This is a genomic window from Noviherbaspirillum malthae (assembly GCF_015352985.1).
In the GTDB taxonomy this organism is placed as follows: domain Bacteria; phylum Pseudomonadota; class Gammaproteobacteria; order Burkholderiales; family Burkholderiaceae_D; genus Noviherbaspirillum; species Noviherbaspirillum malthae.
The window spans coordinates 23,635-48,878 of record NZ_JACYXF010000049.1; the positions used below are offsets into that span (position 1 = coordinate 23,635).

Here is a 25,244-nt window from a genome sequence, read left to right on the forward strand (position 1 = left end):
CGTATCTCATCTCACTGAACGCTGCCGCGAGCGGTGCTCCCAAGGTGATCACAGATCGTTTTGCGACTGAACTTGTCTAATGAGGTGAAGGGCAGCGGCCTCAAGCGCCTGACGTACGCCAGTTTCAAACTCAACCCACTCCTCCCCAAAACGGGCACTGTGTGTCCTCCAGAGATGGTAGGCTTGCGAAACGGTCACCTCAATGCCGTCCTGGTCTTCGATTACAGATCGTAAGACATCGGCATGAGCACGATACGTCTCCGGCGCCCTTTGCGTTTGTCCAAGTCTTTCAAGTGCACGGATGCCTTCCCTGATTACGGTTTCGAATCGCTTTTGTTCATCAGCACTTGGCTTGCAATTTAGAATCCCCCAGTAAGCAGCGGTGATCACTATTCGCAAATGTCCCATTGATTGAGAGACCCACCCCTGCCTAAGCTTAAGCTCCTCATCCGAGAGTCCGGACGTTGTCCCGCCCAGAGTTGCAGGTACAAATGCGAGTCGCAGAGCTTCATTTTCAGCGAACTGAGCCCTCAAACCATGAGGGGTAATTCCCGACTCCCTTTTTGTTAGGCCAATTCGGCGTGCATAATAGTCATAGCGGTCGAGGTTCTTTTCCAGATTCGTTGGTCCGCCATTGCCGTCGAACTCCCAACCCAAACGTTTAGTCTTGCCGGTCTGCGATTTCACATAATCGATGATCTTGCGGGGATAGTCAGTCTCGATTGGGATATCACGTCCCCTGCCGCCTTTTCCTCCCTCGCCGTCATACACTCTAAAATACTGGCCTCGGTCGGCAGACCATGGTTTGCAAAATAGCACTTCCCGCCGACGGAGCCCGAACGCGAGTTCAAGACGAAGCATTAAGCCAAAGTTCTTATTCACTTCGTCGGCCTTCCTTATGATCTCTGCAACGTCTACACCATTGGCCGTGGGGCCTTTACTTTGAGTAGCGGCGAAGGAGATGGCAAGCAGATCTGGGTCAACATGGGGAAGATAGTCGCGCCATGGTCTAACCAGATGAGGCTTACCGATTGCTGTAAACACAACCCGAAGTCGAGACGCGTGGTTCTGCAGCGTTTTCGGCTTCAGACTTCGATTCTCGTACCAATATACGAACACGCGCTCGAGGTGTCTGTCACCAACCGTAGAAAGTTTCTGCACCATCATATTGAGATCGTTGTGCAGGGTATTGAACAGCGTACGAACTGACTCCTTAGTCGCGTCTTGCGTCCTGAATGACGCCACCCGGCCGTTCATCCTGGTCATTGTCTTCATCACTTCCGCTAGCTCGGCTTCCCACGTAAACATCTTTTCTCCTAACGTTTGCTCATAGCAGCTCTCCTCTCGACTTCCTGCCACTGCTTTTAGAAAGGCAAGGAGGCGGGAGGAGAGCTACTTAATTGGCATCTCACATTTGCAACAACCACGAGCGGGGTGAAGGTCCCATCTTAAGTATCCCGTTTTCGCGCTGTATCTCCTTCATGCTCATTACAACAGCGCGCCGCGGCCTCACGACCAACGGTTGCCCAACTAATGAAAGCTGGGCGCTGAACGTTTACGGAGTTTCTCCCGTTGCGTATCCAATCCACCAGGGACTGGTATGGGTGACGCAAACACCCTCTAATCTGGAAAACACGCAGACTTCCCTGCGAAGAGTCGTATGTGTGCCGCCGGGTCCCAATGCCCGGAGTGCTCCACATCCCGCAAGAGCGGTCCTCTCTAATGGTCGTAGGTTGTTGCGATATTCACTCTCTCGAACGAATGATCTGGAGACCCGTTTGGGTCGATATGTAGGAGTAATTGGGGGGTACAGGTGATGATATGTACTCCGGATCGGTAGTATTTTTGGCCTGTGATTCGCATGAACACAGGAGTCGCGCGGTACTCTGTATTGAGATGTGTCGCACAACGTTCTTATAAAAAAAATCGCTGTTCCTCGTCTCAAGAGACCGAAGCATAGGAAAAGCGCGCATTGAAGGTAACCGTAGACCGACTGGTCACCAGTTATTTGCAGTTATCGGGCGTAGGCCCTAGCTCAGAGATATGCCGAACATCGGCGTTGGGTAATCTCGGGAATGGCTTGGCAGCCATACCGAAGATTGAACGTGCTTGTAGTGGGGTACTGCTATTGATGAACACCAGACCGCAAGGCGGCAAGGGGGAGTATAGAGCAAATTTAGAGACACTATCAATGCCTGGACGATGTTTTTATAGAAACTGAAAAGTGGGCCTTAAAACAACCGCATTCAGGAGAGAAGCGCCGTTTTGATCCCTTACTGTCGCTTAGATGTGTCGATGTGTCAATGTGTCAATGTGTCAATGTGTCAATGTGTCATTCGTTATTTATGGCTCGAAGTGAAATCAATCATTGAGCAGCTTTTAAGGGAATCAGTTATATGGAAGAGCAAACAATTGTTGCACTCGACGCTGGACGCAGCGCCATGAAGGCAATCGCATATGCCAATGGGATTAAGACTGAGACGGTTATCCCGTCAATCGTCGCTCCATGGGAGTCGATCTCTGACGACGCTCAGGCTGAGAAAGCCGAGATTGAAACAGTCGAAGTGTTCGGAAGAAAGTATTTTTGTGGTGAAACGGCCCGGATCGTTTCGGGAACCAGCATGATGACCGGCCTTGACGATAATTGGCACACCACAAAAGAATATCGTGCCCTATGTCTTGCGGCTATAAAGAAGCTTGTTCACATGGGCGTGCCGGGGTTGACGAATCCGTTGGTAATCGTGGGTACCCCGGCAAAGCTATTCCAAGCGCATCGCGCCAAGCATCAGGAAGTTACGGCACAAACCATCAATGGCACTGTGCGGGCAATAAGCCAACCTATGGGCGCGTACTTTTCCTACCTTCTCGATGATCGTGGAGTGCCGCACCGGGATCGCCTATTCAGGAAAAATGGTAGTAAACGTTCATGGGGCATCATTGAGATTGGCCACTTCACGACCGACTTCGTACTCATCCGGGAAGGCGCTCCGATCGATAATAGCTTCAGGTCTTGCGAAGGTATGTCAGTAGCATCTGATCGGTTGATGCAGATCCTCACCAACAAAGGTTATAACAACCAGACCCCACTCAAGTGTGCAACATCGCTAGTCACTGGCACTGTGAGTCTGCGGGGCGAAGACGTCTCGGTATCCGCCGAGGTCAACGAAGCGGCCGGGTATGTTGCTGAACGGATTCTGACAATGGCAATAAATACATTTTCTGCGGTACGGGAAGATCTCGATGGATTCCTAATCGGCGGTGGTGGAGCGTCACTGATATTTCCTCACCTACAAGGTTCTCTGCACAACGCAGTGCTCCTTGAAAACCCCAGAATGGCCGTAGCAGAGGGTTATATCAAATTTGGAACGAGTGCCATACTTAGGGCCACACGTGCACAAAAACTGATGGTTGAGGCAAATGGCTAACGGGGGTGAAGACATCGGCGATGACGAGGAGAAGAGCCGGCGAATCCATATCATCATCAAGGCTGAAGACTGTCCTGGGTTTCTGAGCCATCTCAGCTCACTGCCGCATGGAGCCGAAGGACCTTTGATTCGCGCTATTCTCTTCGACTGGTATAGTAAGCAGAAAAACGAGGGTACTTTGGATTCAACCGTGGCGGCGTTTCTAAAGAGCCTCAACGGCAAGAAGAGAGGCCGCATCACAACAGTGGCACCTATCATAGGGACCAAAACGCGGCACTCCTCTACCGTAATGCCCGCACAGTCTGAAACTCGTAGGACGCCTACGCTGGAGACCTTACCATCGGCCTCGGCGCTCAGCGCGCCATTAGGCGTTGGTAATAGTGAATCCCAAAGATCCGAAGAACGGGTGGAGCCAGAGAACCCCTCTTCGGAGTCGGTAGTTGGTGAAGGTAAATCGGACGGCACTTTCGCCAATGAAGACTGGGACCTCGTGGGTGCTACTGGTAACCTCTTCGACATCTCCTTGTAAAGGCCGTGGGAATTGGTTCAACTGACCTAAGATAGAGGTGCAATAGGGATGGGACACGACGATTACCTTTCTACCAAGGAACTACTGGCGCGCGGTTGGACTAAGAGACTGATTGGCCTTTTCCTTGTGAAGCCAGATAAGACGGTGCCCAATCCCTACAAACCCGGAAGCCATCCAAAGGCCTTATACCTCTGTAGGCGTGTTGAAGAGGTGGAACAAAGCGATGTGTTTGGAAGTGAAAAAGCCAGATCAATAAGCTATTCGCGACGTCTAGAGCAGGGGACGGAAGTCAAGTTTGCACAACTGACTGCGATCGCCAACGACATTGTGCTACCTGAACTTACGCTATCAATCGATGACTTGCTTTCCGAGGCCTCAACAAGGCGTAATGCCATTTCCGCTTCACGGATTACCTCAGATACCCAGGTTGCGCTAGACATTTTGCTTGATACGATAAAGTCGCTGGAGTGGCACTTAGATCCGTTTATGTGGCATCCCGGCATAAGGCATGCAAGGAAACTGCTCCGAGGCAGGATGCTTGCACATATCATCGACCACTATCCGGCCTTGGCTGCAGATGCTCGTGAGCGAGGCGAGCAAGACAATGGTGATCCGGGAGAGTGGTAATCTAAGGAGCAGTCACATGAAGCGCAGCGACAACGACAATACAAATTTCATAGGCCAGGATTGGGCAACTTTCAACAGACTGCGCTTCCTCAGGTCAGTTGCTGCCGGCAAGGCGCCGAAACCGGCGTATATCGCCGGCATCAACGCACGGAACGTCTGGGGGGCCGATGTATCGGGGAACGATCCACGTTCCGTGAAGGCCACCCTCGCAGGTCGCGGCGACCTCCGTGCCTTCTGGTGGAACTTGAATCAACGACTGCACAATACGATATTCCCTCGTTCGACACTACAGGATGCGATGTATCAATTTCACCGGCGGCACGGCAATATCACTTTGTGGCGCCTTGAACTTGCCCGAGATTACTGGGAAATCGTTGGTGCAGTACGGAAGGGAGGGGTTGGTGAGGGTATTGCAACCGCGATGAGACAGCTGCTCGGCGCGCTCAAAAAGGGTGCGTGAGAGCTATATGATGTAGACTGCCCAGCGTAACGGACCGCACCTATCGTTGAAATAAAGCCCTGCGAATGCAGGGCTTTTTACATTTCACTAACCGCCGTTTGGATCAGCTAGGCAGCTCGTGCCAAGGCCGGTAACGGCCCTTCCGTTGTTGAATACCTGAATGTAGCCGTACTTACTTCCATCTCCGGTCGCTGTGTAACTGAAGACACCCTCAGTACCGAGGTTCACATCCTTTCCGTAGGCGTTAGCTGCCATCAAGCCGTTGATATCGCCAGCGTCCGTGGCGTAGATCTGCACGATCGAATTGGAAGGTCCGTATATATATTTCTTACATCCCATTTCTGCGGCCGAGAATCCAGGATTGTCGGAGTTGTTGGTCCACTTACCGCCTTTGCAAACCAGCAGATTGCCGAATGCATCCTTGTCGATTGTGCCAGCAGCTGCGGTGCAGGGATTTCCCGCAACTGGGTCACCGCCACTATCGGCGCCTGGCGTCACTGTACCGCCAACGACTACCGTTTTATCAACCTTCACATCCCCACCGAATTCGCCGTGGTTCACGTTGACGATATTGTGTCCACCTGCCTTGATGTCGCCCGTCATCTCGTTGCCGCCATCGATACGAAGAAACTTCGACATTACGCTGGAACCGTACCCACCCCGGATAGCAACGATTCCAGCCTGACCGGTTGGGTTCATTACCGGCGTCGACCAGCTTCCGTTGTAGCCATTAAAGACGCTAGGATTGGCCGCCGGCGAGTAGCCAGACATTGCGCCGACCATTTTCACAATACGACCGGCACCGGCTTCATCGGCCGCGGAGAGCCCAGGACGGGTAATTGGCTTTGTTGTGTGAGTGAGCCAGTCAAGGTCACACTTCTCGACCACGCAACCGGCCGGGACGCGCTCAATAACCGTGGACATCTGGCCGCCGGGGATATGCGTCGGATCGAAGCCGGAAGGGAGCATGCCGATGTTGACGAGCTCCAGCAGCGTTGGGCGAGACGGGTCGGCCACGCCAGGCACCGGGAGCGAGCCCTCGCGAATTTCGTAGGCGTACTTAGCGGTGTAGTTTTCGACAGCAATGCCAACGTTGCGAATGGCATGGCCAGCCGCATCAAGGTTTCGGTCAAATTGAGACTGCGCTCGAATGTAGAGCGTACCCGAGATCGCGACCGCAGTAATGGCTGTAACGCCGATCAATTCTATTAAGGTCACGCCAGATTGCGGCTTCGTTGATGGTGGTGGGTGCAATCGCATCAAACTCTCCAGTTAGTCGACGGTATAAAACATAAGGGCTTACGTTGCTGTGCAACGTAAGCCCTGAATAGCGGCTCTACGCGAGACCTACATGGCCGGCGTTATGCTTTTTGGCGCTCAAAAATGATCGTATTACCTGCTGCATTGTTATTGCATGCTCCTACGAGAGCGCCTTCCTGTACCGTTGTATCAGTCGGCGCCTTCACAACTGTCCCATTCACGCTGACGCGCTGGAAAGAAGATCCTTGCGCCTTTGTGAAATTGAGGCAGGTTTTTTCATCAAGTCGGTCGTTGGTCACCGCCACTGCATCATTCGGATTGTTCAACGATGCAGCAGCATAGGTCGCGTTGCCGCCAAATTTCGTGGTGATCACATTGGTACCTTGAATTGCATCCGGAGGGATTGCACCGATGCGAATTGCCAAGGCGTTGTCAACGGCGGAGGTGTCCGGCGACGTGGCAAGGAAGTTCATAACCTTTTCCATACCAAATTGCAGGCGCTTGCCTTCGGTGTCGATCTTGTTATCACCACGTACTAAAGTGATGATGCCCACGACGCTTGCCAGAACCAGCGCGGCGATGACCATGTACACCATCAGTTCGATCAGTGTCACACCTTTTTGAGCCTTCAGTGTCTTCAAATTCTGCAGTTGTTTCATGACTATTCTCCTTACGGTTGGAATTAAAAACTATTGGTTTGGGTGTACTGACTGAGTTTTGCAGACAGCGTTAGGGTGTCGTAAGCGATGTAGCCGATTACCGTCCATGCCGCGAACTTGATGCAGCCGGCGATCATTACTACATTGCTCTTGACGATCTTGAGCATGTCGTCAACGTTCTCGAAGCCGATGCGACGCATTGCCTCTTCCAGCTTTCCTGAATTGTTGAAGCTCATGAGTTGCTCGATGACCGGCCCAGGCAACAGACCGGTGTCCAGCGCACCGACCACCATCTGACCATCCGGATCGATACCACCTACGAGGGGATATCCATCCGCGATACGCGATCGCATAATCTCGAGGTGCCATCTAATGTATGCGTTCTCGCGGTCGATGACGGTGGCGATTACTTCATCAAGTTGCACCCCATTTCGAATCATTCCCGAAAAAATGATGAGGAGTTCGCCAGCTTTTTTCAGACGGTAGATGTTGTAAGGGGGAACGAAAACATCCAAAACCGCACGGACGCGACCGGTTAGATTGAACAGGCTCCAAACGATGTAGGCGGCTCCGAGAATCAGCGCTGGGACGATAAACAGAGCATATTTCAGGCTCCATTGCACGAATGGATGAACAATCTGGTAGCTAACACCGAGGCTTTTCAAGGGCATCAGACCAACAAATTCCGGAATGATCGTAAGACCAAAGAAGAAAACGACCGCGACCGAGATTGATAGCATCACGCAGGGGAACCATAGCGCCGTCATGATCATTTCTCTGATCTTGGCCATCGATTGGTTCAGGAATCGTGCGGTGCGTACCCCTTCAATGACGTTGTTGACCTTCTCTCCAGTATGGATCATCAGTACGTTGAGATCCGAAAGTATGCCGTCGCCGCTCTCGCTGAAGGCCTGGCCCTCGGCCATACGCACGCCAAGTTCGCCGATCACTGGAGCGACGAATGAACCCTGTGCCTCGGCGGCGGCTTGACGAGAGACCATGAACTTCGTAAGCGGGATGCTGAGCTCCATCTGTTGAAGGAGCTCACCAAAGAAGTTATCTACCCCTTTTCGGAAGGCGAGTACCCTGAGCCCGAACAGGAATTGATTTGTTTGCGTATTGCTCAAGCTGCTCTCCGATTTTTCATCGCGTAGAGTTCGAAGGACTCGAACACCGATTCAACTTCCCTTGGATCGACGGTGCCAGTCAATACCTTGTAGGTCGCGACCTCCATTGCACTCTTACCCGTCGTTGTCTGATCGTAGAGTGCGCTTTTCCTGCTGCGGAACTCACGAATCGCCTCCAACACCTTCTTGTCACGCAGAAGGAGAAGAATCTCATCATCCGGTATTAGTACCGAGGCCGCTACTTCACGGCCGGCGATACCCGGTAAGTGGCTGACCTTCTTGCACTCGGGGCATCCTTTGCGGTTGCGAAAACGCACCATGGAAAGATCATCCGATCCAGTGGCCCGCTGTAATGTGTGCATATAGGCGGCATCGATGCCCGCTTCGTCATGCCGCAATGCGCAGTGCGGACAAACCCGTTGAATCAGGTTTTGAAAAACGCAGATGGAGAGATTGTCCGGTGTCGAGAGAAAGCCACGGTCCAGCATGAATTGGTCCGAGGCGAGTCGCTCGTAGATCCCGATGGGCGAATCAGCGTGGACGGTAGTCAGTGTCTTATGGCCGGACTGCAGGAGCTGCTGGAAGCCGGCTGCCGATTCTTTGCCTCGTAGCTCAGAGATCAATGCAATGTCCGGGTCGAGGCGAAGAATAGACTTGATGATATCGGTCACGGCATCATCGACTGTCTGGCCTTCCCGGGTGGCGACTTGAATCTGTGTCACGCCATCCAGATCGCCCTCAACAGGATCTTCGACGGCAATCGCGATCTTTTCGCGCGTCGTAATCTGACGCATGATGTTGTAGAGCGTTTGCGTTTTCCCTGATCCGGTTTGGCCAGCAAGGATGATACTCCCGCCATTTTTGTAGCTAACCAAGCTCATGCTGCGTGCCTGGTCCGGCATGTAACCGCGCGCCAGCAGGTCCGATTCGAGCGACTCGCCCTTCTTGGCTTTATCGCCCGACATCCACAGGATACGCATCACGGCATGGAATCCGCTCTGGCATGGGGTCAGCTCAAAGCGTAACTTGAAGAGCTGCGTTCGGCCGTCAATTTCCAACTCCAGCGGAAACGCCGCCCGCTGTTGTGTTTCAAAGGTGAGCACCGAGCCTTTGTTCGACCCTTTTTCTGCTTGCGTACTATATGCGGCCCTTGATAGCTTTTCCAGTCGGTCATAAGAATATGACAATCCGCTGTTGTGCACGGCGCCAAGGATACGAAAATCGATACGCGGCTGCTTCTGGTCACCGCGGAAGTGAATATCCGAAGCATCCATCTGTACAGCGCGTTTGACCACTTCCTTGAATTCCCGAAGTGTCTCGCTGTCAACTAAAGTGGAAGTGCCCGTATGGAGGGATGTCTTTTTATTGAGTCGGTCCAACACGGTTGTAAAGACCGTATTGGAGACCAGGTATCTTTCGAGCCGGCCCGAACTTTTCCGTTCTACAACATTCTGCAATACCTGAAGTGCAAGTGCATTTTCGAGGGCGCTGCGTACGACTATGAGAACGAGCGTCGACGAGTTAGCTTGAATCAACGCGTAGTTCTTGGCCTCCTTGCCGTACACCGTGTCCATCTCCCGGTCGATATTGACCACCTTGGCGGCGCCCCAGGTGATTTGGAGATGCTCTTCGTTGGTGACCTCGTGGTCCGTCCAGCGCGCGGAGTGTTTTGGACGTTCATCATTAGGCCTAGTCTCCAAAGCCACTTCTTGTAGAGGATTCTGGGAGGAAGACCGGTTCGATCCTTCGGAAGAAGGGCGGCGATGGTCATTCTTCGGCTGAGAAGTTTTGTTTAATAAGCCAAGCATGTGCGTGATGCGAACCAGTTAGAGGTGGTTTAGGGCAACGGGCGGCGCGGAGCAGCTGCAGCGGCGGGCAACGGCATCGGCAGAGGCGAGGGGGCGTACTGGGGAGCCGCCGGCGGGAATTCTCGGATAACGTTCGCTATGCGCAACGTCACTGTCCTTGAACGTGCCTTCTTTTCCTTGCGTCGCTGTGCGGTCTTAGTCAGCTTGACCGTGCGTTCCCCAATATCTGTGAGAACCCACCCATCAATGTCCATCCCCAGCTTCAAGGGCACGGTTGCGCCCCGATAAGCGATCGTGGCTTCAATATCGGTGCCTACGCCATAAAGGCCCGTTAGCCGCATTTCCTTCGGGTCGGCCGGAGCTCCATAACTTGCAGCTACGATTGGGGCGGTGCCTTGCTCATTTGGTGTGAGCGGGCGGCCGTTTTTGTCCTTATCGTTCGCCGCCTTGAGTGAGTCGGCATAGCGTGCCTTCTGCAATTCGTGTAATTCTTCCATTGTTACCGCTTGGGCGACAACGGAGCAGGTCGCAAGAAGGCCGAATAGGAATGCTTTCTTGATCATAATCTGGGTCCCTTCGGTGAGCGTTATTTGGCGGTGTTGAATGGTGTCGTCAGACGCGGTGCCTGCGCAGCTTCCGATGCTGGTAAGCCAGGTGGTGTTGAGCCAGGGCCGGCTGTAGTTGGAACGACTTGAGCGTTACCTTTCAACTCCGGAGCCGATTCGGAGCGGACTGGCTTGGCGGCGATTGCAATGCCGTCGTTATTAGCAGGCATGGCGGTGCCGGCCGGGGTGCCTTGCGCGGGTGTGGCCGGCGGAGCGACTGGCGTTGCGGCCTGTTGAACCATGGGCGCGGGTGCAGGCAGGGGCGTGCTTTTCTTCGGAATAAGGTCCGCTACGTAGTAGTAACCTTCGGCCTTGAACTGGAGAGTTCGCTTGTCCTCGTATACCCTGATTGAATGGATGAAGGCGGTTGGTGGCAGCGTGTATAACATTTCATACAGCTCCATTGGCCCCGTCATTGACCACGCACCAGTTCGGACTTCGAAGTTGGTTCCATTGTTTGGCGCGGGCGGCAATTTATTGGATTCCGGTGGCAGTTTGTTCGGAGCCTGAAAGTACACCTTGACGCCGTGATCCTTCGCCTGACGTAGAGGCTTCAACAAGCCATCGATCGCGATAACAGGAGCGAGCCGGGCAAGTAGATCAGCCGGCTTCGTCTTGGGGTCCAGCGTAATGAGCGTTGCGTCGAACACCTTACGAGCACGCACCATCTCCACTTGCTTGTCGATCGCAAGATAATCGTCAGCGGATATGGGTAACGGAGCCGATTCAGGCTTACGCCGATATTCTATTTGGCATAGTGGATCTGCGATGGTGTTCGGTGCGCCGGTTGAGCCTGGCAAGGTGCGGGTTGCGCAGATAAACTCGGAAAACTCCCATCCTTTGTCCGCCATCCGGACTTTACGGAATGCCGTGAAGGCAGTGCGCGCGGCGTCCGCGGCGGCGATTCGCTTGAATCCGGTGGTGAAATAGGTTGCGAACGCTTGCGCATATACATCTTCCGGCTTTGGCTGCGCCGCGGCCAGAGCCCTGAGGCGAGCCTCCTCCGCGAGGCGTTCCTGCTCCTGGACCTCGAGGTAATGCATGTATCCAGCGCCGGCCGTTCCGGCAACCAAGACAGTGAAGGAAGCGACTACCGCTTTTACCGCAGTCGGCGACAGGCCTGTGGGCTTCATTAGCGCGTCGGGCGGGCACTCGGGCGGGAACAAGTCCTCTATATGGGTTTCCGAGAGCGACGCAAAGTTCTGGTGATATTCCCCAAAAATGCCAAAGCTATGCTCCGGGAAACCACAGACGTAGACCTTTACTTCCGAATGGCGGTCTCCGTACATCTCCATCAGCGTTGCGGAAACATCGGTCAGCCGAACCATCCGGTCACAACGATCCATCGGTGCTCCATCGACGACGCCTCCGACCCAAGCGCGCATCGCGGAGATGTCGCTTGCACGTGCGATATCGCCTTGTACCCATACGATCGCCTCGAGTCCCTGACCTAGCGGGCGTGTCATCGCAAACCACGCCAATGCCGATGCAAACTTTTTCGGGACCTTGCGCTGGCCTTTTACCGATGTGACGCCGTAGTAGAGTCGATCTTCGAGATTGAGGATCAGGGTGTGCGTGGCGCGGGACGACTTCTTCAGGGTAGTCAGGTATTTCTTCTTCTCTGACTCTGCTTCCGGAAGTCCGTACCAATCTACACCAAGTGCAACGGCGTGCTGATGGACTACTTCAAATCTCATGTCAAATCCAGATCCGCGTTAGGATGCACGCCACAATACGGGGGTGATGACCAGGAGCATGTTCTCCTTCTGGCGATCGGCGTTAGTTGAGTATCCAGTCAGGCCGAGCGCCTCTCTTCCAGCATTCTGGTTACGTCCCAGCTTGGCGAGCACGATCTGCTCGCCGGGCCGCACGACCAATGTCTGCCGGGTTGCGCGTTGCGGTACAGTCTTCGACCGGACCACAGTGCCATTGACGAGGGTGACATCGAGGGGGACACCGTCAGTAACGTCGACCACAATGTCCAGCATCATCGAGTTGTTGTCATAGATATGGGGAGTCAACTGGATATTGACGCCATAGCTGTATTCCTTCTGCTTGATGGTAGTTACGGCGGCAGCGTTAGTGATCGTTGTACCCGTTTCAGCGACATACTCTTTTGTGGTGCTGGTCGAGAAGGGCAGAGGACGGTTGTTGATCGTATATCCGTTGTCGTGCCATTCTTCGGTCACGCCAGAGAGCTGTCGCATCGCCTGAAGCAGCATGTTGGAGCCTTGCCCACCCGAGAGGCCGTCGCCGATGACACCGGGGAGCGAGGTTGTGGGAACGCTGGCGGTAGGCGCGAGCCGGAAGATCCCAATGCCACCCGGTTCCGTGACCAGATTTGTACCGGCGGAACTAATCAGACGGTATTTCGAGCCGGATAGCAGGGCTTGCCAATTGATGCCAGCTTGGTCATTCCAGTTATCTGACACGCGATAGAGAGCCACATTGAAATAGGCCACCCTTGAGGCGCGGCGGTTCATATCTTCAACGAATATCCCGATTTCGCGGAGCACCTGAGGCGTGTCAGTTACGACCAAGGTATTGCTTGCAGTGTTCGGGGTAACGCTACCGCCGTTGCTCAGCTTTGCCGATACCTGTGCAGTGAGCTCCTTGAAATAGTCGACGTCCCGCTTACTCTTGGACCGGGTAGCGACACCTGCGTTGGAACCATTCTGGCCGTTTTGGCTAGACATTTCGCCGGCGCTTGACATACTGGACTCGGTCTCGAAATGGTCCAGCATCCCTTTTACCTCGAAGGACTTGCTCTTATAACGGAAGAAGTGGATTCGGCCGGCATCGTATTCCCAGCTGACGCCCAGTTTTGCGACTACCATGTCCAGGTAACTTGCGAGAGAGCCCTTGTAGTCGAGTGAAATATTCCGTTCGCTCTCAAAGGCATTGTTCGCCACCGCATCAGACCCTCGGCTCGCGGAGGAGCCTTTGCCTGCAGCCGGCACCGATGCCGACTTTACGTAGATGTTCTGGTTTATGTCGACCGGAATTCCGGTGTACTTGGTAATGATTTCGGCCAGTTTCGGCAGATTGACGGATCCCTCGTCCGAGACGAATTTAACCGGCGTCTTCAGTGGATTCGAAAAAACTGGTGGAAGCAGTTTCTCTGCCGAAACGGCCACCATCTTGTTGCCGAGGTAGGCGCCATCCTTGAATACGATGTGGCGCTTGTTCGCTGAGTCGGTGGCCTTAGGCAGCGTTGACTCCATTGCTGCCATACGGTTGGCCATAGCCGTTGCAGCAGTCCGCGCCTCTTGAGACGCGCCACAGGCAGCGAGGAGCGATGTCGCAGTGAAGGCAGCGGTCAAGCGAACGGAAATCATCTTGTGTTTCATTATCGGGACCCTGTCAGAATCTGAATTGCGTTGTTTCGGCGCCATACGACCGCCTGCATCGGGCTGACCTCTTCATAGGAAGCCAACACCTCCTCCAACGCTTCCAGAAACGGCTTGTCGCAATAGGAGGCATTCATCGAGATCACTGGCTCCTCGCCTTTGATCTCCCAGGACATTTGGTAACCAGCGCGTTTCGCCCACCGTTCCAGAATGTCGCTCAGCTTCCCGTCCTCTTGGCGGATGACGAAGGGGCAGCTGGCATCGGCATTTGTGGTTGCACCCCCACGGGCGGTCTTTGCGACGAGAGCGTTTTCACGCTGCTCCAATTGTTCGATGCGTCTAGCGATGTCGGCGGAGGAAGTTTGCCGTGCGGCGGCCGTTTTCAGCCGCGCCGACTCTTGCGTGATGGTCACGGGCCGACCACCGATAAAGCCTTGAATTTCCCTTGGCGTGCCTTTCACGATATAGCGATCGCCGTCGGAGGTCGCGCCATTGATCACCAAACCCGGGGCAGCTTTGATGTAGGTGTTGCGACCGTCGTTATAGACGTCGATCTGTTGCGGCGATTCGGACTCGAGAACGAAGGTTCCACGGTTGGGATTGGCTTGGGACGGTAGTGCCACGCATGTGAGCATTAGAGCAGCCAGGAGGAGGTTCGATTTCATTTGCGCGCTTTAATAGGAAGTCAAACGTTCAGTGCCCCTATTCTGTCCGCGTCATGTCGGGATTCGAGAGTGAAAGTCACCGTTAAATCAACGCGATTCACTTAAGGAGAGAGGGAGATGCGCCCGACAATTCAGGTTATGAAAACTCTCACATTTCTCATTGGCGCCTACATTGCGGCTACATCGAGCAGTGCATGGGCTGACTGCTACGACGCTGCGGCAGCGTATCACCGTGTCAATCCATGGATCTTGCGCGCAATCGCCGCGGAAGAGTCGAGCTTCAAGCCCAATGCTGTTGGGCGGAACAGTAACGGAAGTGAAGATGTTGGTGTGACCCAGACCAATAGCGTCCACTTTGAGGAGCTTCGGCGGTATGGGATCGGCCGAAACGATCTCTTCGATGCCTGTACTTCAGTCTATGTCGCTGGTTGGCTTCTTCAGAAGAAGGTCAAAAGGCATGGGAATACTTGGACTGCCGTAGGGGCATACCATAGTGAAACGCCCGAGAAGCGCGATTCGTACGCCAGGCGAATCAAAAGAACGATTGAAGCATGGACTAGAGCGGGATACATCAAGCCGTAATCGGGCGTCGGCGATCGGTTGGGCGCGCGGCCAGCGTGCCCAACACATAATGAGCGTAAGTCATTGAATATAAAGGAAACGCTCTCTTGAAAAACCCGATGTTACATGTGGCTTTTGCATAATAAGAGAACATTCAGCGTCGGTATGGCACCATCGCCATGTCATGAGCGGCAAGAAACAGGAATTCCTCACCTGGTGCAATCGTCAGCGTAGGTGCAATGTAACGATTTCGCTCCATCAGTGTTTTGATCGTGTCATTCAACGCCATGCCGATGATGGACCCACCAGTTTGAGTGCCAGTTGCGGTAGAAGCAGTTGAAATCTGACGGTCCTCTTTTGGAAGAAGTAAGGACGCTGCCCCTACGATCAGGCTTGAGCCGAACATTTTGAAGAAATGATTATTCACATCGGCGGCGACGCCACCTTGCCCGATCATATCGGTGGCCGAGGTGCCGGCTAGCGAAATCCATGTCCCGTCGGGCAGGATTAGGCGATTCATAGCAATCAGTAATCTGTCCTGACCGATGCCAACATCGCTATTCACGGTCCCGACAAGTTTGCTATGTCTGGGGATGAGAACATGCTTTTGGTGGATGCTGTCGTAGACATCTGCAGTGACCTGAGCAGTGACCTTACCGGGTAGGTGGCTATTTACGCCACTGAGAAGTACGGCTCGAATGATAGTGCCCTGGTTTAACACAATGGAGGCCGCCGGCGCCTGTTGACGCAGAACGGTATTTTTAGCGCTGGAATCCGCCTGTGCAGCTAAGAAATCGGAGTTGGTCGGCTTACGAGTTGAATCGGTCTGCTGGGAGCTGGAATACTTTCCAACAGCCTCCAGGAGCTTTTCTGGACTTGAGTTATTCAAAGCTTCTTCCCGGCGTTTATTCATTTCCAATAGCTCGGTTTGCAGATCATTCAAGCGCGCATTGGGGTTGGCCGCCAAGCCTTGTGACTTGTCATTTCCTCCCACCAGCTTGAAATTGCCTCCTTGTGCCTCGAGGGGCGATGCCAGAATCTCTTCGCGCCGCTTGGTAGCCTCAGCTAGTCTCTTTGCTTTATCGGCGGCATCGGGGTCATACACCTGCGCCGAACTCTCCGACGTCGGGAAGGCGGGCGAAGGTAAGGGCTTGTTACCTTGTACGGTTGCGATAGTGCCGCTAGCATCTTTGGCGGGTGCTGGCTCCGTTGCCGCATCGGCCTTGAGCTTGTTCAGGAGGTTATTCGTGTTATTGACTTGCTGGGTAGGGTCGACTTCGGCTGCTTTAGGCTCCTCGATCCGGCGGCTGGCGGGCTTGTCGTCGGAGAGGAACAGCCATGCACCTACTCCGATCGCCAAGACCGGCACTGCCAGCGATGAAAGATTTTTCATCATCTTTCGCGGGGCTTTATCCTTTTCAAAGCCGCTTGCGTCAGTCGGATTTAGATTCTGACGTGAATCATTCTCGCCTGTTCCAAGCTCGTCTTCAGAGAGGGGAGGCAGTTTGTTGAAGGGGTCTTTGATTGACATATTACTTACTTCCGTTCCACCAACTTGTCCGGGCTGAATCGCGTTTCGTGATACGGACCTCCTCGTGACCAAGCTTCAGCAGCAAGCCAGAAGCGACACGCTCGACCACGATGAAATCGCCGCGGGGCCGATAGTTCACCAAGGAGGGATTGTTTTTCTCGTCAAGCAGGAATACGGCTGGGGCCACTTGGGTAGGAGGCATGCGTAAGTAGGTAAAGCGGTCGTCGCTGTAGACTGTAAGTGGCTTGAATGACGCTTCGCCCTGGATGTCGTAGGCGAAGTTGAACGTAGTAGGGTCGACGTTGGATGCAAGGATCTGACTGTTTAGACGTGTGTTTTCCTCAGCGACGACGACGGCTTCAGCCTCTTTCCGTAGCCGGACCTGTGCTTCCCTGTCTGGGTAGTCGAAGCTGACCTTCTGATAGACACCAGAGTCCTTTGTGCCGGAGACGATCTGGAATTGATAGCTCCGCTTATTTGTGACAATGGTAAGTGTGGTCTCGATGTTGTCTCTTACGGGCTTGACGTAGATATTTCGCGGACCACCCGAAACACGCCACTGCAGGGAGTCGCCGACTACTGGTTCTTCCTTCAGGCCCTCGTCTTCACCCAGTTCAATGTGAGTGTGCTTTGCCGTACCAGTGAGGATTCGGTAGATGACCTCTGGACTGTAGGTGAAGCGCTGGATACGGTTATCGGTCGGCGCCGGGATAGGCGCTGCTGCAGGATCGACGCGTGCAGTAGCCTTTGGGGCAGCGTATGCGGTTGATGCGCAAAGAATCACACTCGCAAGGACTAAAGCTCGAAGTTTCATTTGGAAAGCGTTTCCTCAGTGAGATTGAAATTGGAGATATACAGACCGGCTGGGTTACGCATGACCTGCTCTCTAGTGCTTGGCTTTATCCGGACAAAGGTAACCGTCATCGCATAGGCTTCGGTCTTAGGCGCCGCGTTTGGACACCGCGTTGTCGTTTTGAACCTCAAGAGAGCTACATCGTCTTTGACGAAGTTGACAGTCTTGTATTCGTAGGTGCGGATGAGCCCTGCGCATTTCCGGAGCAGGGCATAGGGATTGTCGCGATTACGCAGATCTGCCAATTGGGCTACGGCTGCATTGACTACCATCTGCCCGGATTCCGCGGTTGTGGAGTCAAGGGTCGAGGTATTGATATCGAAGACATTCTTCGCCCACTGGTTAAGAAAATAGGCGATTGAGTCGCTATCCGGACTCCATTTTCCAACTGGTTCACCATCAGCTACTAAGCGTCCGCCCTCTACCTTATTGACCTGAAATGTCTCAATGGTCTTTAGCGGTAACAGCCCAGCAATGATCCAGACACAACCTGCAAGGCCAACGGCCAAGATGACGGATAGCAAAAAGGAGCGATTACGGTCTATCGATGGCTGTGTTCCCCGATCAAAATAACGCCGCGCGGTATCGGTGGAGAGATCACCAGGTGCGAAGTCAGGAGGGGCGCTTTGCCTTGAGGGGGCTGTGCGATGTGAAGTAGGGCGCGTGGAAGATTTCATACCGCCCATTTTCTCTAGAATGGCCGGCGATGTTTCGGTGAAACCGCCGACGAAATTAACCTGATTTCAGCCCACGTGGGCATATAAAAAAAACGTACCCTCGACACGCTCAGGTACGTTTCATCGGTCTCTGCTTCGGAGAGAAGAGATCAGCTGTCGTTGCGCGGCAGGTTACGCTGCGCGACCTTCTCGCTTTGGATCATGGCCGCGTATTTTTCTGGAAGAGCAAGTTCTATTTCCACACGGCGATTCTTGGCTCTCCCATCTGCCGTGGAGTTGTCAGCGATAAAGCCACCCGATGCTTGTGCCGAAGTCACGATGCGATCTTCGCTAACGCCTTGCGCGACTAGATATGAGCGTGCGGCAGCAGCACGACTTTTCGCGACGTTGAGATCGGGTTGGCTATAGACATTGCTGTCGGTATAACCCCTTACTTCGATCTGTTGCGCATGTTTCGCATAGTTCTGCAGGGTCTCACGTACCTCTTTCGGGGGCTCGAAGCTTGCGCTGTTATATTTGAAATTTACCCGCACGACGGTGATGTCCGGAGTACGGGAGCGCGGGCGGGCGGCCTCTCCACTAATGTCAGCACCCTTGGACGCTATTGCCAACAAGGCTTTTAGCTCCTCCAGTTCCTTTCGAATGCGAACTAGCTCCTGACGATAAGGTTCCTCATCGTCAATGGATGGGGCTGGTTGGTGCACCGGACGGATCTCAGCAAGCTGGATAGGCCGTACCTCGGTAGCGGGAATCGGAACGACCGGCTGTGGGCGGTTCAGCGGCACAGTGGCTGGGAGGATCGGCACCGAATCTCGGCGCGTTACGGCTGACTGGCCGCCGTTTGAAACGACACGAATCGACGTATGGATGCCGTTCAGAACTACATAAGGCCCGACCTTCTTAAGTGCAAGCTTACCGCCTTTAGGATCGAAGATATCGGTGTGGCGGATTTCGTTATCGTTGATCTGAATGACCGTGTTCCCGTCCATGTCAAACACCTGAACGATCCCAGTAGCTTGTGGATTTTGCAACGTGTAGTTAAATTGAATGGCCGATTGCGGTTGGTCCCGGTGGGTGACGATAGCGCAGCCTGAAATGCCGATAACGGATGCTATGGAAACGATAAGGATTCGGATCTTCATTTCATCAAACTCTTTCCCATTGTGTTGCAGCAAAACTCCTATTCTAAGGAACGCCCCGACCATACGTCGGGGCGAATCCTACAGACCTTTTTATGACCATTCGGCTATTAGATATAACCCCTCATCTTTAGCCACGGTTTGATCACGGCATTCATCGCTACCGCCCCACCACGACTCGCACCGCCCTTTATGCCCTTATTCGCAGTCTGTGCACCTTTCAGGAGCTGAGCACCACCGCTGCCGCCACCCGCACCTAGTGTTCCAGGAACCATGGCTGACGCGATCGTCGGCACCTGCGATAGGATACTGTTCACGGTAACTATCATGATCGTCATGACAGCAAGAGAAGCTGCAACCGGCGTGTCCGTGGGTATATTGCTAGTCAGTCCAGCAAACAGTGTTGACGCTATGGACACCGCGACGCCCGCAACACCCGTAACTAACGCAGCGGCAACCATAAAGCCAATCCATTTCCCGAAATAGTCCCGCGTCCAGGGCGTGACCATTAGGGCGATGAATATCGGGCCAAATGCGAGACCAATAGCAAACAGGAAAGGTCCAAGCAAGACGACAGCCGCCACTTCTGCAATTGCCATCATTAGAATGACAAAGATTGCGGCAGCAATCAGAAATGTCGCAATGAAATCCAATAGCTGGGCGCCCGGGAATGACAGTTTTAGGATGTTGCCCATTACGTCTACCTTAGCAAACGCCGTCTTCATTGCTTCCGTGACCATGTCGAGGGCACGAGTGAAGTACTGAATAATATTACTGAGCGGATCTTGAGCCCCCAGACGAAGAATCTCCAAGGTCGACGAAAGGTCACCTACTCTTGCACTATAAGTCTTTATCAACGCCGCGGCGATCATCGCAGGTAAAGCGACATCGAAGATGACTTGTAACATCGACTCATTAGACGCGCCCAGAGTCTGGATAGTCCGCACAATAAGGTAAAGCAGTGCTAATGCACCGCCAAGGGCAAGTGCTTTCCCTTCTAAGCCACCTGCAATCTGGAGGCCGTGGGTCTTGAGACTGTCGATAGCCTGAGATGAGACACGGGTTTGTACGGCTTTGGAGGTGTTTGCAAGCCCTTCGAAGAAACCGCCGGAGGACGGCTCCTCTGCATTTGCCATGGGCGTGATTGCCAGCGCAAGGAGCAGTGTCACTGCCCTTAACAACAGTCCGATCGGCATCATGGTGCACCCCGGTTCATGCGGTCAAGAAGCGTGTTTGCTGAATTGCGCATTTTTCGCTGATGATCGCGATAGATTTGGTTGGCCGCGTCCTCCTCCTTATTCTTCATCATATCGACCCCTTCATTAGCGATCTGATTAGCCAGCAATCCCATCATTTGCTGGTTTTGACTGATGAGCACATCGATTTGGCCACTAACAGCCTGAGTTGCCTCCAATTGGCTATTCGTAGAATCGACCTTTCGGAGAAGGTCTACACGCCGCTTGTTCAGCGAATCCATTGAGCGTGTTGTCTGCTCGTAACGGTCGAGCAGATAGCGGGCTCTTGCGGTTTCCATTGTCTGGCGACCTTTTAGGAATCCTTCCCACGATCTGTTACTTGCTCCGAACTGGGCATTGAGGTTTTGATAGAGTCCTTTTGTATCGTTGATAACGCCGGTGAGCTGCTGGTTAATGCGCACGACATCTTGATAAAGCCGCAATTCCTCTTCCAAACCAGCGAGCTTCGCCAAACCATTGATGGAGGTGCCCATACGCACGAGTTCGATCGTTTGCCTTACGCTTTGCATAGCAGTTGTAGCCGAACTAATTTCAGATCCTACTTCAGCGATGGCGGATTGCGCATTCATCACAAAGTTGGTTGGATCCCATACCGTAAGGGCCTGGACTGGCACAGTGAACAGTGAGGCGACAAAGGCCAATATCGCGGTAGTATTTTTTGCGGTCTTTTTCATTGCGTTATCCAGTTGGACTGTTATTTGAAGGCATTGCCAGCGTCCCGGAGCACCTTGTCTTTGCGTGCATACTCTCTAAGCGCTGCCTCACGGCTAATCTGGTCGCGGCTCATCGCCGCAGCCTTGTCGCCCGCTTTCATATTCAACATTGAGATCATCTGTTGGTTTTGGGAGATGAGCATGTCTACCTGAGCGCCGAGGCCCTGAGTTGCGGACGTGATTGACGCGTTCCCTTCCACCTTCGCGAGAATTTGTGACCGCCGTGCATTCATTGCCGCCATAGATCGGTTCACGCTTTCATATTTGTCGATGAATGCTTGAGCCCGGTAGGTGTCAATTGCGGACCTTCCTTGCATGAAAGCTTCTCGGGAGAAGTTGCTTGCTCCAAACTGAGCATTCAGATCCTGGTACATTGATTTTGAGAGGTTGATCGCGCCCGCAAGCTGATTGTCCACCGCGACTAATTCCTGATACAGGCCTAGCTCCTCTTCCAGCCCCGCCATCCTCGCTAACCCGTCGATTGATGTAGTTGCACGGATGAGCTCGATGGTTTGTCGCACCTTCTGGATGGCGGTAGTGGCGGCGCTCACTTCCGACACGGCAGTCCTGCCGGCCTCCATCGCATTCATTACGAAATTGGTTGGGTCAAAGACGGTCTTTGCATGGAGAATGGCCGGAGTGGTGAGGCAGGCTATTGATCCAGCAAAAGCAAGCACAAGTAGTCTGCTTTTCATATCGACGGTTCCGATGGTTGAGTTACTGTTTCGCTATCGCGGCTAGGTATTCCGACTTCCAGTCTGCCCTGCCACGCGCACGATGTTCCTTGTAGGTGTTGAGTACCGACGCCTCTGATCTCAAGTAAGCTAGACATTCGGGAGTGAATTCAGTCGTTAGCACCCTTGAGGTCGAGCCTTGTATCAGAAGGTAATCACGCTTCGGCTGTAGCGCAGCGATCACATCGACCTGGTGGTCTTCAAGGCCAAAGAAGTGCTTGTAACCAGCACGATGACTTTCAACCTTTTCGTTTACGCACATCAAAAAGCTATAGACGTTGTCCAGTAGAGTCGCGGCGATGTCGGAGTCGGTGATAGATTCAGGCGACTGGATCGTCATCCAGACAAAGGCGTTCTTCTTTCGAAAAGTCTTCAACCAGTCAGCAAGCATCTCCTTGAAGACGGCATTGTTCAGCAGGAAAGATGCCTCTTCCAAGTAAATGAAGGTAGGGCGGCCGTCCAGCGACGCGTCGATCTTGCGGAAGGCGTAGTCCATAAAGGCGCGGGAAATACGTTCCACCGCCATGATGTCCTTCATTTCTATCGTGGTCCAGTTGCTGAGCGAAAAGTCGTCGATGACTGTATCGAACATTCCATAGGGCCTGCCTTCCAGCCATTCGCTCAGCTCGGTGGCTAATCTCTTTGAGAGAATAGTAGCGAGGTCAGACATGCGGAGCGGCTGCTTATTCTCCTGATAGTACTTTGCAAGATCGCTCAAGGCATCGTCGAGCTCAATTCGATCGTCGGCAGTGGGAACAAAGCCGCCTTCCTCTAGCCGCCGGAGGATGAACTCCCGCACCCAGGTTTGGCCATCTGACGAGCCATCCATCATCGCAAAGAATGGATTCAATTGGGCGTTGTTGCTCTTGATGTCAATATGCCGGCCATCGTGAAGCTCTGTGACGATCTTGCATGACAGGTTCCGGTCAAAGACGAAGGTATTGGTATTCCCGTACCGCTGAAACTGGGAGAGGCAGAAGTTCACAAAGGTCGTTTTGCCACCGCCAGTGGGGGCTACGATCAACATATGGCCTACCTGGCCCACATGCGGCACGAAGTAAGCTCTGCCGCCGTAGCGATTGCCGAACACTGCCAGGGCTGGAACCGCTTGCTTATAGATGTCTTGCGAAAAGAAGGGATGCGTCGGGCTACCTTCGGACATCGTGTAGATTGGTGTGCAGTTCGCTACATTCTCAAGCGACAGAAGCTCGTATCGAGTTTGTTGCGACCATTGTCCTGGCAGCATTGCAGCAAAAGACGGGGCAGCATTCTTCCGTTCCCGAATTGCCTTGAACTTCAGACGCGAGAGCGCCCTATCTACACTTTCGATGTTATGTTTCAACTCAGTAGGAGACTCGCCGTAAACGAACACCGTGGCATTGTGATAGGTGTAGATGTCACCGTGCGTTTCGATTCCGGTAAGCGCCTCCTGGCATTCAAGAAGTAAGTCTTGCTTGCCGGGCAGGGGTTCAGGTTCACGATTCGACGCTTTCGCCATTGCGTGGGTGACTAGGCCGAACTGGGTTAGCTTATAGTATTCAATTGCGGCGTTGATTTCGCCCCTGCTTTTGTCTGTTCCGAGAAATCTTACAATCTGACAGATAGTTAGTTCCATCGGCATTGCGACCAGCGTCTCGAACATCATGGGACTTGTAGTTTCCGGCCATTTCACCAAGCCGAGGACGCCCGCAAAGACGGTTTTCGTGTTGCCTTTGAATTGCAGTACCTCCTTATGACTCGCGATATAGTTACTCGGTAGCCACGCATCGAGCAGGGCGCCCCTTGGCTTCGTATAGCGCGAAGTCGTGTTCGCGCGGTTGAGAAGCGTATCAAGCGCGCTAGTAAAATCATCGCCCGCTAGGCGCTCGAACTTGAGCGGCGCGGTCTGCGTAAAACCCATAATGGTTCTGTTGAACACATCGATGTTTTCTCGCAGTTGGTTGATGTCCCTTGCGAACGCGACCGTGCCTGAGAGTGATTCCCGCAATGCGGCACCGAGGGCGGCCGACAAGCTCAACCCTTCCGATTGCAACCGGGAGACACGGTCGAGGTATTTGTCGGTTCCGGACGATCCAGTAAAGAGCAGGAAGAAATAGTAACGAATCCTGAAGCGTCGGCCCTGCTTGAAGATCTTCGAGTAGGCCTTGTCAAGGGCTACAGATGCCTCATTCGTGGATTCCAGATCGGGGTATTCTGGGTCTCGCCGCTTATCCACAATCCACCATGCTGTGATGCGTTCATCAAAGCTGGCATAGCTGCGTTGCAAGAGGTCGGTTGCGTTGTCGACCCGTTCGTCGAAGAGATTGTCAGGGTCCAGGCCGCTGTACTCGAATGCCGCCAATAGCGACCCGTCCTTGTTCAGGACAATATTAGGCGTGATAAAGTCGATCCACGGACAAATCGCCTGCAATGGGTGACTTTGATCTTCCTCGGGCTCACGGAACTTGATGGAAAGCATGTCGGGCTGCTTTATAGACGTATTCCTCTACCAACCTTGGCAGGGCGTTTGAATGGGTCGGGAAGTACTTCCCTGCTATGGGGATGATATTCGTCAGCCAGATTGGCATATCGGGCCATGATCTCGAAAACCCGATGATCCTTACGGTATGCCCACCGGACGACCGCATGAATAACTAATCCGATCATGACTGGGAAGAGCGCATACAGCCATCCCGCATTCGACCCGATAATGACTGAGACGAATGCGATCGGCCCCCAGATCGAACCTAGCGCTTTAGGTGTAACGCCATAGTTGAGGCGCGATCGCCTAAGCGCTTGGTAGACGACTGTGGAACGCATTAAATGTTGCAGCCGACAGTTAGGCCCGACGACGTAATCAATGAAGCGGCGGCGATTACGATACCGCAAGCGACGCCGACTTTGATGACGATGTCATGCAGTTTTGATACTCCAAAAATATGCTCAATGGCCCAAAGGAAGATCGCTACCAGTGCAGCAGCACCAACGATGCTCTTGAAATATTGCGCAACCCAGCAGAAAATGCCTCCGCCGCCCGCGCCACCCAGCGCAAATGCGACCTCCGGCAGAGCGGCGAGGAAAACTGCAGCTGCAGCGCTTGTGTAAGCTTTTTGACTATGCTTCTTCCAGTAGGTATTGACCATCTTTGACTCCTTTGACTAGAGCCTGTTATGAACTAAAGAAGATGGACATGGTTTTGCTAAGCATGAGGCAGACGAAGGCGACATAGTGAAGCCCCGCCAACGTTTGCGCCATGCGTTCATAATCGCGTGCCAATCTTCGGAAG

The 25,244-nt window shown here is 53.4% G+C and carries 24 protein-coding genes and 1 pseudogene; 5 read left to right on the forward strand and 20 right to left on the reverse strand.

Annotated elements, in window-relative coordinates; all coding sequences use genetic code 11:
• Positions 1 to 48: 48 nt before the first annotated feature.
• Complete coding sequence (locus IGW03_RS28390; protein WP_194725891.1) at positions 49 to 1,308, reverse strand: integrase domain-containing protein; 1,260 nt, start codon at positions 1,306 to 1,308, stop codon at positions 49 to 51.
• Positions 1,309 to 2,396: 1,088 nt separating this feature from the next.
• Here IGW03_RS28390 and IGW03_RS28395 point away from each other — a divergent pair.
• From IGW03_RS28395 to IGW03_RS28410, 4 genes are read left to right on the forward strand one after another with little or no spacing between them, the layout of a single operon-like run.
• The gene (locus IGW03_RS28395; RefSeq protein WP_194725892.1) at positions 2,397 to 3,425 is read left to right on the forward strand and encodes a ParM/StbA family protein; all 1,029 of its coding nucleotides are present in this window, start codon (positions 2,397 to 2,399) and stop codon (positions 3,423 to 3,425) included.
• Positions 3,418 to 3,954 (forward strand): hypothetical protein, encoded by a 537-nt coding sequence (locus tag IGW03_RS28400; RefSeq protein WP_194725893.1) that lies wholly within the window; start codon positions 3,418 to 3,420, stop codon positions 3,952 to 3,954. The genes IGW03_RS28395 and IGW03_RS28400 overlap by 8 nt, the downstream gene beginning before the upstream one ends.
• Positions 3,955 to 4,002: 48 nt before the next feature.
• Positions 4,003 to 4,581: a hypothetical protein gene (locus IGW03_RS28405; RefSeq protein WP_194725894.1), complete on the forward strand. Its 579-nt coding sequence runs from the start codon at positions 4,003 to 4,005 to the stop codon at positions 4,579 to 4,581.
• 16 nt (positions 4,582 to 4,597) lie between these two features.
• The gene (locus IGW03_RS28410) at positions 4,598 to 5,041 is read left to right on the forward strand and encodes a hypothetical protein (protein ID WP_194725895.1); all 444 of its coding nucleotides are present in this window, start codon (positions 4,598 to 4,600) and stop codon (positions 5,039 to 5,041) included.
• A gap of 87 nt (positions 5,042 to 5,128) precedes the next feature.
• On the opposite strand, the gene IGW03_RS28415 is transcribed toward IGW03_RS28410, so the two are convergent.
• The 8 genes from IGW03_RS28415 to IGW03_RS28450 form a co-directional block, all read right to left on the reverse strand.
• The gene (locus IGW03_RS28415; RefSeq protein WP_194725896.1) at positions 5,129 to 6,301 is read right to left on the reverse strand and encodes a type II secretion system protein; all 1,173 of its coding nucleotides are present in this window, start codon (positions 6,299 to 6,301) and stop codon (positions 5,129 to 5,131) included.
• A gap of 101 nt (positions 6,302 to 6,402) precedes the next feature.
• Positions 6,403 to 6,960: a PilW family protein gene (locus IGW03_RS28420; protein ID WP_194725913.1), complete on the reverse strand. Its 558-nt coding sequence runs from the start codon at positions 6,958 to 6,960 to the stop codon at positions 6,403 to 6,405.
• A gap of 23 nt (positions 6,961 to 6,983) precedes the next feature.
• Positions 6,984 to 8,087 (reverse strand): type II secretion system F family protein, encoded by a 1,104-nt coding sequence (locus IGW03_RS28425; RefSeq protein WP_194725897.1) that lies wholly within the window; start codon positions 8,085 to 8,087, stop codon positions 6,984 to 6,986.
• A complete protein-coding gene (locus IGW03_RS28430; protein WP_194725898.1) occupies positions 8,084 to 9,895 on the reverse strand; it encodes an ATPase, T2SS/T4P/T4SS family in 1,812 nt (603 codons plus the stop codon). The genes IGW03_RS28425 and IGW03_RS28430 overlap by 4 nt, the downstream gene beginning before the upstream one ends.
• 29 nt (positions 9,896 to 9,924) lie before the next feature.
• The gene (locus tag IGW03_RS28435; RefSeq protein WP_194725899.1) at positions 9,925 to 10,458 is read right to left on the reverse strand and encodes a hypothetical protein; all 534 of its coding nucleotides are present in this window, start codon (positions 10,456 to 10,458) and stop codon (positions 9,925 to 9,927) included.
• A gap of 23 nt (positions 10,459 to 10,481) precedes the next feature.
• Positions 10,482 to 12,197, reverse strand: a complete 1,716-nt coding sequence (locus IGW03_RS28440; protein ID WP_194725900.1) for a hypothetical protein — start codon at positions 12,195 to 12,197, stop codon at positions 10,482 to 10,484.
• An 18-nt stretch (positions 12,198 to 12,215) separates the two neighbouring features.
• Positions 12,216 to 13,850 carry a hypothetical protein gene (locus IGW03_RS28445; RefSeq protein WP_194725901.1) on the reverse strand — a complete coding sequence of 545 codons (1,635 nt, stop codon included), beginning with the start codon at positions 13,848 to 13,850 and terminating at the stop codon, positions 12,216 to 12,218.
• The gene (locus tag IGW03_RS28450; RefSeq protein WP_194725902.1) at positions 13,850 to 14,515 is read right to left on the reverse strand and encodes a TcpQ domain-containing protein; all 666 of its coding nucleotides are present in this window, start codon (positions 14,513 to 14,515) and stop codon (positions 13,850 to 13,852) included. The genes IGW03_RS28445 and IGW03_RS28450 overlap by 1 nt, the downstream gene beginning before the upstream one ends.
• Before the next feature lie 138 nt (positions 14,516 to 14,653).
• Between IGW03_RS28450 and IGW03_RS28455 the strand changes: the two genes are divergently transcribed.
• Complete coding sequence (locus IGW03_RS28455) at positions 14,654 to 15,097, forward strand: lytic transglycosylase domain-containing protein (RefSeq protein ID WP_194725914.1); 444 nt, start codon at positions 14,654 to 14,656, stop codon at positions 15,095 to 15,097.
• 133 nt (positions 15,098 to 15,230) lie between these two features.
• On the opposite strand, the gene IGW03_RS28460 is transcribed toward IGW03_RS28455, so the two are convergent.
• The 11 genes and pseudogenes from IGW03_RS28460 to IGW03_RS28510 all read right to left on the reverse strand — a co-directional run.
• The gene (locus IGW03_RS28460) at positions 15,231 to 16,607 is read right to left on the reverse strand and encodes a TraB/TrbI/VirB10 family type IV secretion system protein (protein ID WP_194725903.1); all 1,377 of its coding nucleotides are present in this window, start codon (positions 16,605 to 16,607) and stop codon (positions 15,231 to 15,233) included.
• A gap of 1 nt (position 16,608) precedes the next feature.
• Positions 16,609 to 17,421 (reverse strand): TrbG/VirB9 family P-type conjugative transfer protein, encoded by an 813-nt coding sequence (locus IGW03_RS28465; RefSeq protein ID WP_194725904.1) that lies wholly within the window; start codon positions 17,419 to 17,421, stop codon positions 16,609 to 16,611.
• Positions 17,418 to 18,137, reverse strand: a complete 720-nt coding sequence (locus tag IGW03_RS28470; RefSeq protein WP_194725905.1) for a VirB8 family type IV secretion system protein — start codon at positions 18,135 to 18,137, stop codon at positions 17,418 to 17,420. The genes IGW03_RS28465 and IGW03_RS28470 overlap by 4 nt, the downstream gene beginning before the upstream one ends.
• 149 nt (positions 18,138 to 18,286) lie before the next feature.
• Complete coding sequence (locus IGW03_RS28475; RefSeq protein ID WP_194725906.1) at positions 18,287 to 19,312, reverse strand: OmpA family protein; 1,026 nt, start codon at positions 19,310 to 19,312, stop codon at positions 18,287 to 18,289.
• A gap of 74 nt (positions 19,313 to 19,386) precedes the next feature.
• On the reverse strand, positions 19,387 to 20,475 hold the full coding sequence (locus IGW03_RS28480) for a type IV secretion system protein (RefSeq protein ID WP_194725907.1): 1,089 nt from the start codon (positions 20,473 to 20,475) through the stop codon (positions 19,387 to 19,389).
• Positions 20,472 to 21,206, reverse strand: a complete 735-nt coding sequence (locus IGW03_RS28485; RefSeq protein ID WP_194725908.1) for a hypothetical protein — start codon at positions 21,204 to 21,206, stop codon at positions 20,472 to 20,474. The genes IGW03_RS28480 and IGW03_RS28485 overlap by 4 nt, the downstream gene beginning before the upstream one ends.
• A gap of 20 nt (positions 21,207 to 21,226) precedes the next feature.
• Entirely contained in the window at positions 21,227 to 21,940 is a 714-nt protein-coding gene (locus IGW03_RS28490; RefSeq protein WP_194725909.1) for a hypothetical protein, read from the reverse strand.
• 22 nt (positions 21,941 to 21,962) lie between these two features.
• Positions 21,963 to 24,437 carry a VirB4 family type IV secretion system protein gene (locus IGW03_RS28495; protein WP_194725910.1) on the reverse strand — a complete coding sequence of 825 codons (2,475 nt, stop codon included), beginning with the start codon at positions 24,435 to 24,437 and terminating at the stop codon, positions 21,963 to 21,965.
• Positions 24,438 to 24,448: 11 nt separating this feature from the next.
• Positions 24,449 to 24,778 (reverse strand): VirB3 family type IV secretion system protein, encoded by a 330-nt coding sequence (locus IGW03_RS39100; protein ID WP_194725911.1) that lies wholly within the window; start codon positions 24,776 to 24,778, stop codon positions 24,449 to 24,451.
• Positions 24,778 to 25,101, reverse strand: coding sequence for a hypothetical protein (locus IGW03_RS28505; RefSeq protein ID WP_194725912.1), 324 nt, complete (start codon positions 25,099 to 25,101; stop codon positions 24,778 to 24,780). Before IGW03_RS28505 ends, IGW03_RS39100 begins: the two co-directional genes overlap by 1 nt.
• A gap of 25 nt (positions 25,102 to 25,126) precedes the next feature.
• Positions 25,127 to 25,244, reverse strand: a pseudogene (locus IGW03_RS28510) (IS5/IS1182 family transposase); the annotation flags it as partial.

Bases quoted from the DNA above. Each gene is read 5' to 3' on its own strand.
- IGW03_RS28440 (WP_194725900.1), bottom strand. From the start codon at position 12,197: ATGAGATTTGAAGTAGTCCATCAGCACGCCGTTGCACTTGGTGTAGAT.
- IGW03_RS28465 (WP_194725904.1), bottom strand. From the start codon at position 17,421: ATGAAACTTCGAGCTTTAGTCCTTGCGAGTGTGATTCTTTGCGCATCA.
- IGW03_RS28455 (WP_194725914.1), top strand. From the start codon at position 14,654: ATGAAAACTCTCACATTTCTCATTGGCGCCTACATTGCGGCTACATCG.
- IGW03_RS28435 (WP_194725899.1), bottom strand. From the start codon at position 10,458: ATGATCAAGAAAGCATTCCTATTCGGCCTTCTTGCGACCTGCTCCGTT.
- IGW03_RS28445 (WP_194725901.1), bottom strand. From the start codon at position 13,850: ATGAAACACAAGATGATTTCCGTTCGCTTGACCGCTGCCTTCACTGCG.
- IGW03_RS28470 (WP_194725905.1), bottom strand. From the start codon at position 18,137: ATGAAATCTTCCACGCGCCCTACTTCACATCGCACAGCCCCCTCAAGG.
- IGW03_RS28420 (WP_194725913.1), bottom strand. From the start codon at position 6,960: ATGAAACAACTGCAGAATTTGAAGACACTGAAGGCTCAAAAAGGTGTG.
- IGW03_RS28400 (WP_194725893.1), top strand. From the start codon at position 3,418: ATGGCTAACGGGGGTGAAGACATCGGCGATGACGAGGAGAAGAGCCGG.
- IGW03_RS28415 (WP_194725896.1), bottom strand. From the start codon at position 6,301: ATGCGATTGCACCCACCACCATCAACGAAGCCGCAATCTGGCGTGACC.
- IGW03_RS28390 (WP_194725891.1), bottom strand. From the start codon at position 1,308: ATGTTTACGTGGGAAGCCGAGCTAGCGGAAGTGATGAAGACAATGACC.
- IGW03_RS28480 (WP_194725907.1), bottom strand. From the start codon at position 20,475: ATGATGCCGATCGGACTGTTGTTAAGGGCAGTGACACTGCTCCTTGCG.
- IGW03_RS28410 (WP_194725895.1), top strand. From the start codon at position 4,598: ATGAAGCGCAGCGACAACGACAATACAAATTTCATAGGCCAGGATTGG.
- IGW03_RS28430 (WP_194725898.1), bottom strand. From the start codon at position 9,895: ATGCTTGGCTTATTAAACAAAACTTCTCAGCCGAAGAATGACCATCGC.
- IGW03_RS28460 (WP_194725903.1), bottom strand. From the start codon at position 16,607: ATGTCAATCAAAGACCCCTTCAACAAACTGCCTCCCCTCTCTGAAGAC.
- IGW03_RS28490 (WP_194725909.1), bottom strand. From the start codon at position 21,940: ATGAAAAGCAGACTACTTGTGCTTGCTTTTGCTGGATCAATAGCCTGC.
- IGW03_RS28505 (WP_194725912.1), bottom strand. From the start codon at position 25,101: ATGGTCAATACCTACTGGAAGAAGCATAGTCAAAAAGCTTACACAAGC.
- IGW03_RS28485 (WP_194725908.1), bottom strand. From the start codon at position 21,206: ATGAAAAAGACCGCAAAAAATACTACCGCGATATTGGCCTTTGTCGCC.
- IGW03_RS28405 (WP_194725894.1), top strand. From the start codon at position 4,003: ATGGGACACGACGATTACCTTTCTACCAAGGAACTACTGGCGCGCGGT.
- IGW03_RS39100 (WP_194725911.1), bottom strand. From the start codon at position 24,778: ATGCGTTCCACAGTCGTCTACCAAGCGCTTAGGCGATCGCGCCTCAAC.
- IGW03_RS28495 (WP_194725910.1), bottom strand. From the start codon at position 24,437: ATGCTTTCCATCAAGTTCCGTGAGCCCGAGGAAGATCAAAGTCACCCA.
- IGW03_RS28450 (WP_194725902.1), bottom strand. From the start codon at position 14,515: ATGAAATCGAACCTCCTCCTGGCTGCTCTAATGCTCACATGCGTGGCA.
- IGW03_RS28395 (WP_194725892.1), top strand. From the start codon at position 2,397: ATGGAAGAGCAAACAATTGTTGCACTCGACGCTGGACGCAGCGCCATG.